An 11950-nucleotide genomic window follows, 5' to 3' on the forward strand; every position below is an offset into this window, starting at 1 on the left:
CTCACATTTCTTCCAGACGACGCAAGGCCAGATCGGCCGCAAAGGCGATGTAGGGTTCCCCTGCAAAGCGCTGCTTGAGCTGCTGCAGCGGCAGCCGCGCTGCCGCACTGCCCACTTCTCCCAGCAGATCCACCGCGGCGGCACACACATTGAGGTGCTCGTCGCGGGCAATCACCTCCAGCAGCAGCGCCTCGACATCGGCGTGGCGCAGCGATTCGAGTATATTTACCGTCAGGATGCGCAGCGCGCTGTCGCTGTCGCGCAGCAGCGCGGGAATCTGCGGCGCCACCAGCGCTGGCAGTTGCTGCAAGACGCCGATAATCTCCTGACACAGGGCCGGTTCGCCGCTGCGCAAACAGGCCAGCAACTGCAGCACTACGCCCTGATCGGCCAGCTTGAGCAGGGTACTGAGGATAATCGCCCGCACTGCCGCCTCCGGCTCGCGCGGCAGGCGCGCCAGCAGCGCTGCGCGCACGCCGGCGCTGCTGGCAGGGTCGCTGCAATCGGCCAGGTCGCGCGCCGCCCAGCGCCTTACCAGTGCCTGCGGATCGTCCAGTGCGGCGCACAGACTGGCGCAATCGCGTCCGCGCTGGCGCAGCTGGGCGCCGCCCGTCATATCCTGCGCATGTTTGATCAGCCCCATGATGTTTCCTGCCGTAGCCAGTTTTTCAGTTGCGCGGCGATGCCGTCCAGCGGCAGCACCATGCTGGCGCCGCCACGGGCCACCAGTTCGCCCGGCATGCCGTACACCACCGCCGTTTCCTCCGCTTCGGCCAGCGTGCGTCCGCCCTGGCGGCGGATTTCGGCAAACGCCTCGGCGCCGTCATTGCCCATCCCCGTCAGCATCACCGCCACCAGCTGCTGCGGCGCGACGCAAGCCAGCGCCGAACGCGCCAGCAGTGTCACGGAGGGATGCCACAACTGGGCACGGTCTTCGGGTTTCGGCATCACGGTCAGCACGCCATTGCGCCGGCACAGCACCACATCGGCGCCGCCACGGGCGATATACACGTTGCCGGCGCTCACGGCCATAGGCTGGGCCGCTTCGCACACGTTGAGCGCGCACAGCCCGTTCAGCCGGGCTGCAAACGGGCCGGTAAAACTGCCCGGCATGTGCTGCGCCACCACCACCGGCCAGGGGAAGCTGGCAGGCAGGCGGGGCAGCACTTCTTCCAGCGCACGCGGCCCCCCGGTCGAGACGCCGATCAGCACCACCCCTGCGGTTCTGGCGCCAGCCGTGGCCGTGGCCGCCGGCACACCGCCAGCGACGGAGCTGACTTTGGCGGCGCTGGTGAGACTGCCAACCTGGCCAGCTCTGGCGCTGACCGGGGCCAGCGCCTGCCGCCGCATCCAGCCGCGCGACAGGCGGCTGCGCGCGGCGCTACGGACCTTGTCCAGCAATTCCGCGCCGACCATATCGAGCGAAAGCGAAATCGAGCCGCTCGGTTTGGCAATGTAATCAAGCGCGCCCAGATTCAGCGCTTCGAAGGTCGCCAGCGCACCCTGCTCCGTCAGCGACGACAGCATCACCACCGGCACCGGGCGCTGCTGCATCATCAGCGCGAGCGCGGTCAGCCCGTCCATCTCGGGCATGTTGATGTCGAGCGTGACCACGTCCGGCTCGAAGCTGGTGTTCAGTGCCACCGCTTCGACGCCATCGCGCGCCACTTCGACCCGGAATTCGCCGCTAGCCTTGAACAGCTGTTGCAGCAGGCGGCGCATCAGGGCCGAATCATCGACAATCAACAGCTTAAGCATGGCCGGCCTCCGCCATGGCCGCGCGTAGCTCGGCAGTCTGCAGCAGGAATTGCGGCTCGATCAGCTGCAGCAGGCGGTTGTGCTGCTCCAGATTGACCATGCGCGCCAGCAGTTGCGCCTGATCGGCCGACAGGCGCGGCGCCGGCTCGATTGCCGCTGCCGGCACTTTCAGCACTTCGGCAACGGCGTCGACGATGAAACCGGTGCGCAGACCATCGATCAGCAGCACGATGATGCGCTGGCCATCGTTGCGTTCCACGCTGTCCAGTCCCAGCCGGCGGCGCAGATCGACCACCGTCAGTACTGCGCCGCGCAGATTGATCACCCCTTCTACCGCCGTAGGCGCTTGCGGCACGTGGGTCAGCGTGGCCGGCACCCGCACGATTTCCTGCACATTGGCGATCGGCACGCCAAATTCTTCGGTGCCCAGCCGGAACACCACCATCAGTTCATATTCGCTCTGTACCGCGGCCGTGCTGCCCTGTCCCGCCATGTCAGCCTGATCCATACTTGCCATCGCCTCCCGGATTGCCGTGTGTTGAAACAGCTGTTCGGTGGACATCACCGAGACCAGCCGCCGCCCCTCGTCGAGGCGGCAGATATGACTGAGTTCGGCCAGCTGGCTATCGCGCGCCAGCAGTGCCGGCATCGCCTCGACCTGACTGGTGGGCACGCGCAGCACCTCATTGACGTTATCCACCACGATACCGACCGAACCGGCGGCCAGCGCCACCACCACGATACGGCTGCGCTCGTCCTGACCGATCGCCGCCAGGCCGAACATGCGCCGCAGCGACACCAGTGGCAGCAGGCGGTTACGCAGGGTCATCAGCCCCAGCACATGGGACTGGGCGCGCGGTACCTGCACGAAATGCTCGGGCATCTGCACAATCTCCTGCACTGCGCTGATGGCGATGGCATATTCCTGCTGCGCCACATCGAAGCTGACCAGATGCAGCTCGTCTTCCTTGCGGCTGATCTGCTGCGCGCTACTGCTCTGCGCCGAAGACGCTTGCGTGCGTCCAGCCAGCGCCGTGGGGGCAAACTCCTGCGCCATCAGGCGTTCGAAGTCCAGCACCATGATCATCGGGTGGCCAGCCACGTCTTTCAGCAGGCCGCTCAGCAGATCCGTGCTGACCGAGGCTTCGATCCCTGCCACGCCTTCGATCTGGCTGCTGTCCACGCCCACCACGCTGGCCACGCGGTCGACCACAAAGCCCATCTGCTGGCCGTAGCCGATCACGATGGCACGCGCACTGTCGTCGTAATCATGTTCCGCCAAGCCCAGCGTGCGGCGCAGCGAAACGATGGGCAGCACCTTGCCGCGCAAATTGGTCAGACCGTTCAGGGTGGGCGGCGCCAGCGGTACCCGCACCACCTGCGGCACGCGGATGATTTCCTGCACCGGCGCCATATCCACCGCGAACACTTCGCCACCGGCCATAAAGGTGACAAACTGGCGCGTCTGATGGCCAGCTGGCGCGCCGCCCGGGCTTTCAGCCTGTTCTGTCAGGGTATCCATGCGGGCTCTCCTCAGGCACTTTGCAGTTCGTCGGCCAGCGACGCCACTTCCTCGATGGCGGCCGCCAGTTCTTCCGCACCCTGGCTTTGCTGCTTGGCAGCCGTGGCGGCTTCTTCGGCGGCCTTCATGGCTTCCTGCGCCGCCGAGGCGATCTGGGTGATGCCGCGGCCCACCTGCACCACCGCACTGGAAATCTCTTCCGCCGCCTGCAGAATCTCGTCAGAGCCCTGGCCAACCACGCCGATATCGCGTTCGATCTGCACCAGACTGGCGCTGGTGCCCTTGGCCTTTTCTACCTCGCTGTTGGCAGTAGCCAGAATGTCGCCCAGATCGCGTCCTACCACACCGATCTGGTCCTGGATGGCTTTCACGACTTCCTTGATGCGGTCGGCATTGCCGGCCGAGTCCTGGGCCAGATTGCGAATATCGGTCGCCACCACCACAAAGCCCTTGCCGTATTCGCCAGCCCGTGCCGCTTCGATCGAGCCGTTCACAGCCAGCATATTGGTCTGGATCGAGACGCTGGCGATGGCATCGACGATCTTGTCGATACGGCGCGACACCAGTTCGAGTTCCTTCATCTGTTCGATGCTGGCGCGGCTAGCTTCAGCCGAGGTCGCGACATTCGCGATCAGACTGTCCACCGACTGCTTGTTGGTGGACAGCAGCTGGGTCATGGCAGCGATCTTCTGCTGGCTGGCAGTACAGCGCTCGAATGCGATCTTGGCGCCGCGCTCGATCTGCGACACGGCAGCCGAGGACTCTTCCGTGCTGGCAGCCTGCACATCGGCGCCTTTGCGGATTTCATCGATGGCGCTGAGGATCTGCGCACCGGACCGGCTGATTTCGCTGACCGCCGACGACAGCTGCTCGGCAGCTGCTGCCACTTCTTCGGCGCTCTTGGCCGTATCGGTAGAATTTTTCAGATCATCGGCCAGGTCCGACAGCGCCTGCGCTGCCTGCTCGCACGATGCCAGCGCCTGGGCCTGCTCGGCAACGGTATTGGCCGATTCTTCCGCTGCGGCCGACTGCTGAGCCGCAGCCGCCGCAATGCTCTCGGCACCGGCCGAGGCCTGGCGCGACGCCACCACGGCCTGCTGCGCTCCCACGGCCACCTCGGTGATGCCTTTCACCACGTCGGCCGTTTCCGTGGCGATCTGGTTAAGCTGGTCGATGATGAGCTTACCGCTAGCAACTTCCGCTTCCACCGCACGGGCCGAATCACCTATGCCGCCGGCGATCTCGCGCACCCGCTGCTGGATCTGTCCCACCAGTTCCTGGATTTGCTGGGCACTTTTTTCCGAGGTCTCGGCCAGCGTACGCACTTCGTCTGCCACCACGGCGAAACCCTTGCCATGTTCGCCCGCACGCGCCGCTTCGATCGCGGCGTTCAGTGCCAGCAGATTGGTCTGATCGGCGATGCGGGCCACTGCCTTGACGATATCGCCAATATTCGCCGCCTGTTTCTCCAGTTCGCCCACCATGGTCACGGAGTCAGCCTGGCGGCGCGCTGCCACGCCCACCTTGCTCACCAGCGCGGCCACTTCATCGCTGGTGCGCGTCACCAGTTGCTGCGAGGCTTCACCACGCTGCTGGCTCATTTCTGCGGAACGCAACTGGCGGCCTATCGCGCCCTCCACCTGACTGAACGCGGCCAGCGACTGCTGCGCCGCGCCCGCCGCTTCGCTGGCGCCGGCCGCAATCTGGTCGCTGGCGCGTTTCAGTTCCTCTGCCGCCGCAGCCGCCTCCGTGATACCGGACGACATCTGGCCCGTGGCAGCAGCAATCCGCTCAGCAGCCTGTTGCTGCTTGGCCAGCGTGCGTGCGCGCCGGCGCTGGACGTCCGCGTCGCCCCGCATCGCCGGCGCAGTTTTGTGCGCGCTGGCAGGCAGCGGAGCGGTCGCTACGCTGATGGATTTTTTAATAAGGGCCATGATCGTACTCCTAGTCTGTGCGTGGTCTGGGTGGGAAACGCCCACTCTGGGCAAGTTAAAAACAAAGAAACATGGTGAATCTGATATTTTCGGTAAAATCACCAAAATCGTTAAATTCATTATTTCACTTTGCTTTGTCCAAGTCAACGTCGACTTTTAAATATTTAACTATTGACTTATGGAAATTAATAGTTTTACATAGAAACGTGCGCACGCAAGCCGCAGGCAAAACAAAACCCCGGCTCTCCAGAGGAAAGCCGGGGCTGGCAGTGACGGCAGAGGCGCGCCGGGCGGCGCGCCGCAAAAACGTGCTCTAGACGCTGTTTTTCTGGGTTTTGACCACCTGCATGGCGGTGGCAATCAAGCCGCTCATATCGCCGAGATTGGCAGGAATGATGATGGAATTATTGGTTTTCGCCAGCTGGGCAAATGCGCCCACATACTGCTCGGCCACTTTCAAATTGACGGCGTCGGCGCCGCCCGGTTCATGGATGGCCGCCCCTACCTGACGCAAGGCCGCGGCATTGGCTTCGGCCAGCGCCACGATGGCGGCAGCCTGGCCCTGGGCGCGGTTGATGGCGGCCAGCTTGTCGCCTTCCGAGCGGGCAATCTGCGCTTCCCGTTCGCCGTTGGCGATGTTGATCTGTTCCTGCTTGCGCCCTTCGGACGCGGAAATCAGCGCGCGCTTTTCCCGTTCGGCCGTGATCTGGGCCTGCATGGCGTGCAGAATTTCTTTCGGCGGCGTCAGATCCTTGATCTCGTAGCGCAGCACTTTAACGCCCCAGTTGGCGGCCGATTCATCGATGGCGTTCACGATCGCAGTGTTGATGTGCTCGCGCTCCTCGAAAGTCTTATCCAGTTCCATGCGGCCGATCACCGATCGCAGCGTGGTCTGGGCCAGCTGGGTGATGGCGGCGATGTAATTCGACGAACCATACGAAGCGCGCATGGCGTCCGTAATCTGGAAGTACAGGATGCCATCGACCTGCAACTGGGTATTGTCCTTGGTGATGCAGACCTGCGGCGGCACATCGAGCGGGATCTCTTTCAGCACATGCTTGTAGCCGATGCGGTCGATAAAGGGAATCACGATGTTCAGGCCCGGCCCCAGCGTGGCATGGTATTTACCGAGCCGCTCCACCACCCAGGCATGCTGCTGCGGCACCACGTTGATGGTCTTGAACACGAACACCAGCGCCACAATAAACAGGATCAGACTGACGTTACCAAAACTGATATCCATAAAAACTCCATAAAATGACTGCGACTAGCTTGATTAACTCTGGCTGACTGCACCGTTCAGCCAGCGGCGCCCACGATCAGGCGGCTGCCGCGCACCTCGCGTATGGTGTACCAGCCGGCAGCTGGCGCCGTACCGGCCTCCAGCTCCACATCCCACAGCGCGCCGCGGTACATTACCCGCGCCTGACCATCCTGCCATTCGCTCACCTGCACGCTCTGGCCGATATCTAGATGCTGGTTGGGATCGCGTCCGGCCACGCCGGCAAGCTGCTCCGGCGTGTAGCGGCTGACCCGCAGCAGCACCGTGGCCAGCATGCCCACCAGCGCTGCCAGCAAAGTCTGCATGGCCATGCCGAAGCCCAGCACGGCCGCCAATGCACCCGACACCAGCCCCAGCGCTATCATCAGCAGATAGAAAGTCCCGCTGAATAATTCCATGATGACCGTTGCGCCCGCGGCCATCAGCCACAAACTCCAGTCCGCCATACTGCTCTCCTTTCAGGCAATAAAACCCGCTAAATAAAACGCAAAAACCCCCGCTAGCCCATGCGGGCTGCGAGGGTTTTCCGGTACAACGTAAGCCGTGAAGTATTAATGGTGTTGTTGCTTCCTTAATGCGACAACAGCAGTCTATACCAATCGCGGCTTACGTCAATCCTTTTCGCTTACTTGACCAGCGTGGCCAGCTTCTGCCACGTATCGATCACCGAATCCGGATTCAGCGACATCGATTCTATGCCCTGTTCCATCAGCCAGACGGCGAAGTCCGGATGGTCGGATGGACCCTGACCGCAGATACCGATGTACTTGTTACGTGCACGGCAAGCCTTGATGGCCATGGCCAGCATGGCTTTCACGGCCGGATCGCGTTCGTCGAAGTCGGCGGCCAGCAGCGCCATGCCGGAATCGCGGTCCAGACCCAGGGTCAGCTGGGTCAGGTCGTTGGAACCGATCGAGAAGCCGTCGAAGTGGTCAAGGAACTGGTCAGCCAGAATCGCGTTGGAAGGCACTTCGCACATCATTATCAGACGCAGGCCATTTTCGCCCCGTACCAGACCGTTCTTGCCCAGCAGACCCACGACTTTTTCAGCCTGGCCCAGCGTACGCACGAACGGCACCATGATTTCGACGTTGGTCAGACCCATGTCGTTGCGCACGCGCTTCATGGCCTGACATTCCATTTCGAAAGCACCGGCAAAGTCGTCAGCCAGATAGCGCGCTGCGCCACGGAAGCCCAGCATCGGATTTTCTTCGTCCGGCTCGTAGCGCGAACCGCCGATCAGTTTCTTGTACTCGTTGGACTTGAAGTCCGACAGACGCACGATGACTGGCTTAGGCCAGAACGCTGCGGCGATGGTGGCCACGCCTTCGGCCAGCTTGTCGACGTAGAAGGCTTTCGGCGAAGCGTGGCCACGGGCCACCGACTCCACGGCTTTCTTCAGATCTGCATCAATATTCGGGTATTCCAGAATCGCTTTCGGGTGGACGCCGATGTTGTTATTGATGATGAATTCCAGACGGGCCAGACCCACGCCGGCATTCGGCACAGCCTGGAAGTCGAAGGCCAGCTGCGGGTTACCCACGTTCAGCATGATCTTGGTCGGCAGCTTGGGCAGCTCGCCGCGCGAAACTTCCGATACTTCCGTTTCCAGCAGACCGTCATAGATCTTGCCTTCGTCGCCTTCGGCGCAGGATACGGTGACGAAAGTGCCGTCTTTCAGCACATCGGTAGCATCGCCACAGCCCACCACGGCCGGCACACCCAGTTCACGCGCGATAATCGCGGCGTGGCAGGTACGGCCACCACGGTTGGTCACAATGGCGGAAGCGCGCTTCATTACCGGTTCCCAGTTCGGGTCGGTCATGTCGGCGACCAGCACGTCGCCCGGCTGCACACGTTCCATTTCCGACGGATCGGTAATCACGCGCACCGGACCGGCGCCGATTTTCTGGCCGATCGCGCGGCCGGAAGCGAGCACGGTGCCGGTCGATTTCAGCTTGAAGCGCTGCTGTACGTCGGTGGCTTTCTGCTGCGATTTCACGGTTTCCGGACGGGCCTGCAGGATGTACAGCTTGCCGTCGCGGCCGTCTTTACCCCACTCGATGTCCATCGGACGGCCATAGTGGTTTTCGATGATGACAGCGTACTTGGCCAGTTCCACCACTTCTTCGTCGTTCAGCGAGTAGCGGTTGCGCAGTTCGACCGGCACATCGACGGTTTTCACGGAACGGCCAGCTTTGGCTTCGTTGGTGAATTCCATCTTGATCAGCTTGGAGCCGATGTTGCGGCGGATCACAGGCGATTTACCTTTTTCCAGCATCGGTTTGTGGACGTAGAACTCGTCCGGATTGACGGCGCCCTGCACCACGGTTTCACCGAGGCCATAGCTGGAGGTGACGAAGACCACATCCTTGAAGCCCGATTCCGTATCGATGGTGAACATCACGCCGGAAGCGCCCAGATCGGAACGCACCATGCGCTGCACGCCGGCCGACAGCGCCACTTCGGCGTGGGTAAAGCCTTTGTGCACGCGGTAGGAGATGGCGCGATCGTTATACAGGGAAGCGAACACGTGTTTCATCGCGTCCAGCACGTTTTCGATGCCGACCACGTTGAGGAAGGATTCCTGCTGACCGGCGAAGGAAGCGTCCGGCAAGTCTTCGGCGGTGGCCGAGGAACGTACGGCGAACGAGACTTCGGTGCTGGAATCGGCCACCAGTGCTGCGTAGAACGCTTCGATTTCCTGTTGCAGACGGGGCTGGAACGGGGTATCGACGATCCACTGACGGATTTCCGCACCGGCTTGCGCCAGAGCACGGACGTCGTCGATATTCAGATCGGCCAGCCGGTCGGCGATACGCTCGGCCAGCGGCTTGCCGCCGGCGACGCTGTGCGACAGGAAGTCACGGAATGCCTGCGCCGTGGTAGCAAAGCCACCGGGCACACGCACGCCGGCACCGGCCAGCTGGCTGATCATTTCGCCCAGAGAGGCGTTTTTGCCGCCGACGGATTCGACATCCGTCATGCGCAAGTTTTCAAACGAAGCAACGTAAACCGCGTCGTTGTTCTGCTCCTTCAATGCTGCGTTGGACATAATTACACCTTTTTGATGATAGAAATCTTCCAGCGAGGCGCAGACATGTTTCTTGTTATTCTGTTCGTCGTGCAGCACAATCTTGCCATTGGCGTCCATTCTACAGCCTGCGACGCAAATTGACGATTCACAATAATGACTGGCCCATCCCTCATGACACAAGAACAACGTTCCCCCCTGCCTTCCGCCGCCCGTACCGTGTTTTTTGTTTCTGACGGCACCGGCATTACCGCTGAAACTTTTGGTCACTCCGTGTTGACCCAATTTGACTTGCGGTTCCGCCAAATCCGCCTGCCATTCATCGATACGGTTGATAAAGCGCACGATGCTGCACGTAAAATCAACGAAGCGTTTGCAACCGATGGTTACAGACCGATCATTTTTTCGACCCTGGTGAAGACCGAATTGTCACAAATCATCCGCCAGTGCAAAGGCATGCACATGGACTTGATCCAGACATTTGTTGCACCTTTGGAACAAGAACTGGGCGTGATGTCGACCCATACCATAGGCCGCTCGCACAATATTGTTGACAGTGAGGAATACAAAAACCGTATCGAAGCGATCAATTTCTCGCTCGCCCATGATGACGGCCAGTCGCATAAAAACCTCGCTTCGGCCGATGTGATACTGGTCGGTGTGTCGCGTTCCGGCAAAACCCCGACCAGCCTGTATCTGGCCATGCAGTATGGCATCAAAGCCGCCAACTACCCGCTGATCCCCGACGATTTCGAACGGGGCCGCCTGCCTTCCTCGCTGTACGAGTTCAAAAACAAGATCTTCGGCCTGACTATTACCCCCGAACGTCTGGCCGAAATCCGCAACGAGCGGCGCGCGGGCAGCAAATATGCCTCCATCGAAAACTGCCGCTACGAAGTCAACGAAGCGGAAAACATGATGAAGCGCGAAGGCATACGCTGGCTGTCCTCCACCGCCAAGTCGATCGAAGAGATATCCACCACCATCCTTCAGGAAATCAAGCCTAACCGGCGCGACTACTAACCGCGAGCCCCATCATGCATGCCCAGAACGCCCTCCCCTACGATCAGACGGCCGAAAACGAATGGACCGCAATAGTGCTGGCGACGCCGGAAATCTGCCGCGCCACGCTAGATAGCCTGATGACGCGGGAGGCGGAGCAACTGGCCAGCTACTTCTACCAGCACATGCTGGGGCACCCGCAGGCCAGCGTGTTTCTCAGCGCCGAAACAGTACAGCAAAGGCTGCACGCGTCGTTGACGCGCTGGCTGCGTTCCATCTTCCGCCACCCTATGGACGATGCGGCCGGCATCGTGGCGCACCAGCGGCTAGTGGGCGAAGTGCATGCCCGCATCCAGCTGCCCGTGCATCTGGTGTCGCGCGGCGCACGCCTGCTCAAGCACCACGTGCGGCTGGCGCTGCTGCAGGAATTCGACGATGCGCAGATGCGCGCACTAGCCACCGCTTACGCAGAGGGACTGATCGATCTGGCGCTGGAGCTGATGAGCGTGTCCTACGAGCGCAATAGCCAGCGCGAAGCCCGCACCGACGAGGCCTACCGCCTGTTTGCCATCGGCCAGAATGTCGGGGTAGAGCGCGAACGCCAGCGCGCCGTACTGATGGAATGGGCCAACGAAGTGATGGTAGCACTGCACCGCAGCGGCTCGCATGGCTTGCCGCCGCTGCGTAAATCCGAGTTCGGCATGTGGTTCCACCACAAGGCCACGGCCATGTTCGAGGGCGATATCGAAGTCGAACAGATACTCGATATTATCGAACGCATCGACAATGTCATCCTGCCGCTGCTGCGCACGCGTGATGGCACAGGCGGCGCGATCGACCGTGTGGCCGATCTGCAGGATGAAATCGACAACCTCAAATTCCTGCTCGCGACCCTATTCGAGCGCAATCTGGAAGCGGAAAACGGGCGCGATGCCCTGACCCGGCTGTTCAGCCGGCGCTTCCTGCCCGCTGTAGTGAGCCGCGAAATCAACGTCAGCCAGAAGCGTAAAACCAGCTTCGCCCTGATCCTGCTGGATCTCGACCATTTCAAGCAGGTCAACGATACCCATGGCCACGATGGCGGCGATCTGGTGCTGCAGCAGGCCTCGGCGCTGCTGCTGGCCAGTGTGCGCAATGGCGATTTCGTGTTCCGCTATGGCGGCGAAGAGCTACTGGTGATGCTGGTGGAAGTGACGGCGGAATCGGCCCAGCGCATCGCCGAACTGATACGCAGCCGATTCGAGAGTACCCCGTTCTCGCTGGCGCAGGGCAAATCCGTCAGCGTCACGGCCAGCATAGGCGTCGCCATGTTCGACGGCCACCCCGACCACCAGTATCTGATCAAGCGGGCCGACGCAGCCATGTACCAAGCCAAACACTCCGGCCGCAACCGGGTAGTGCTGGCGCGCTAGGCGCGC

The 11950-nt window shown here is 61.7% G+C and carries 10 protein-coding genes; 3 read left to right on the forward strand and 7 right to left on the reverse strand.

The window, feature by feature from the left end; all coding sequences use genetic code 11:
• Position 1: 1 nt before the first annotated feature.
• The 4 genes from GTP27_RS07595 to GTP27_RS07610 are packed head-to-tail and all read right to left on the reverse strand — an operon-like array spanning position 2 to position 5214.
• Complete coding sequence (locus tag GTP27_RS07595) at positions 2-643, reverse strand: HEAT repeat domain-containing protein (RefSeq protein WP_161038591.1); 642 nt, start codon at positions 641-643, stop codon at positions 2-4.
• Complete coding sequence (gene cheB / locus GTP27_RS07600; protein ID WP_161038592.1) at positions 634-1758, reverse strand: chemotaxis-specific protein-glutamate methyltransferase CheB; 1125 nt, start codon at positions 1756-1758, stop codon at positions 634-636. The genes GTP27_RS07595 and cheB overlap by 10 nt, the downstream gene beginning before the upstream one ends.
• The gene (locus GTP27_RS07605) at positions 1751-3280 is read right to left on the reverse strand and encodes a chemotaxis protein CheW (RefSeq protein WP_161038593.1); all 1530 of its coding nucleotides are present in this window, start codon (positions 3278-3280) and stop codon (positions 1751-1753) included. Before GTP27_RS07605 ends, cheB begins: the two co-directional genes overlap by 8 nt.
• An 11-nt stretch (positions 3281-3291) precedes the next feature.
• Positions 3292-5214 (reverse strand): methyl-accepting chemotaxis protein, encoded by a 1923-nt coding sequence (locus GTP27_RS07610; RefSeq protein WP_161038594.1) that lies wholly within the window; start codon positions 5212-5214, stop codon positions 3292-3294.
• Between the two features lie 71 nt (positions 5215-5285).
• Here GTP27_RS07610 and GTP27_RS07615 point away from each other — a divergent pair, with 71 nt between their 5' ends.
• Positions 5286-5531 carry a hypothetical protein gene (locus tag GTP27_RS07615; protein WP_161038595.1) on the forward strand — a complete coding sequence of 82 codons (246 nt, stop codon included), beginning with the start codon at positions 5286-5288 and terminating at the stop codon, positions 5529-5531.
• Here the strand turns inward: GTP27_RS07615 and GTP27_RS07620 are convergent.
• From GTP27_RS07620 to ppsA, 3 genes are all read right to left on the reverse strand, one after another.
• The gene (locus GTP27_RS07620; RefSeq protein ID WP_161038596.1) at positions 5528-6457 is read right to left on the reverse strand and encodes an SPFH domain-containing protein; all 930 of its coding nucleotides are present in this window, start codon (positions 6455-6457) and stop codon (positions 5528-5530) included. The genes GTP27_RS07615 and GTP27_RS07620 overlap by 4 nt on opposite strands.
• A gap of 56 nt (positions 6458-6513) precedes the next feature.
• Positions 6514-6942 (reverse strand): NfeD family protein, encoded by a 429-nt coding sequence (locus GTP27_RS07625; protein ID WP_161038597.1) that lies wholly within the window; start codon positions 6940-6942, stop codon positions 6514-6516.
• Positions 6943-7121: 179 nt separating this feature from the next.
• Positions 7122-9551 carry a phosphoenolpyruvate synthase gene (ppsA, locus tag GTP27_RS07630; RefSeq protein WP_161038784.1) on the reverse strand — a complete coding sequence of 810 codons (2430 nt, stop codon included), beginning with the start codon at positions 9549-9551 and terminating at the stop codon, positions 7122-7124.
• Between the two features lie 153 nt (positions 9552-9704).
• Between ppsA and ppsR the strand changes: the two genes are divergently transcribed.
• On the forward strand, positions 9705-10553 hold the full coding sequence (ppsR, locus tag GTP27_RS07635) for a posphoenolpyruvate synthetase regulatory kinase/phosphorylase PpsR (protein ID WP_161038598.1): 849 nt from the start codon (positions 9705-9707) through the stop codon (positions 10551-10553).
• A 14-nt stretch (positions 10554-10567) separates the two neighbouring features.
• Positions 10568-11944: a GGDEF domain-containing protein gene (locus tag GTP27_RS07640; protein ID WP_161038599.1), complete on the forward strand. Its 1377-nt coding sequence runs from the start codon at positions 10568-10570 to the stop codon at positions 11942-11944.
• Positions 11945-11950: the final 6 nt, after the last annotated feature.

Origin of the sequence: Duganella qianjiadongensis (assembly GCF_009857915.1) — a bacterium.
GTDB lineage: Bacteria > Pseudomonadota > Gammaproteobacteria > Burkholderiales > Burkholderiaceae_D > Rugamonas > Rugamonas qianjiadongensis.

Excerpts from the sequence above, each read along its gene's own strand:
- GTP27_RS07610 (WP_161038594.1), bottom strand. The coding sequence starts at position 5,214 with ATGGCCCTTATTAAAAAATCCATCAGCGTAGCGACCGCTCCGCTGCCT.
- ppsA (WP_161038784.1), bottom strand. The coding sequence starts at position 9,551 with ATGTCCAACGCAGCATTGAAGGAGCAGAACAACGACGCGGTTTACGTT.
- ppsR (WP_161038598.1), top strand. The coding sequence starts at position 9,705 with ATGACACAAGAACAACGTTCCCCCCTGCCTTCCGCCGCCCGTACCGTG.
- GTP27_RS07640 (WP_161038599.1), top strand. The coding sequence starts at position 10,568 with ATGCATGCCCAGAACGCCCTCCCCTACGATCAGACGGCCGAAAACGAA.
- GTP27_RS07605 (WP_161038593.1), bottom strand. The coding sequence starts at position 3,280 with ATGGATACCCTGACAGAACAGGCTGAAAGCCCGGGCGGCGCGCCAGCT.
- cheB (WP_161038592.1), bottom strand. The coding sequence starts at position 1,758 with ATGCTTAAGCTGTTGATTGTCGATGATTCGGCCCTGATGCGCCGCCTG.
- GTP27_RS07625 (WP_161038597.1), bottom strand. The coding sequence starts at position 6,942 with ATGGCGGACTGGAGTTTGTGGCTGATGGCCGCGGGCGCAACGGTCATC.
- GTP27_RS07615 (WP_161038595.1), top strand. The coding sequence starts at position 5,286 with ATGGTGAATCTGATATTTTCGGTAAAATCACCAAAATCGTTAAATTCA.
- GTP27_RS07620 (WP_161038596.1), bottom strand. The coding sequence starts at position 6,457 with ATGGATATCAGTTTTGGTAACGTCAGTCTGATCCTGTTTATTGTGGCG.
- GTP27_RS07595 (WP_161038591.1), bottom strand. The coding sequence starts at position 643 with ATGGGGCTGATCAAACATGCGCAGGATATGACGGGCGGCGCCCAGCTG.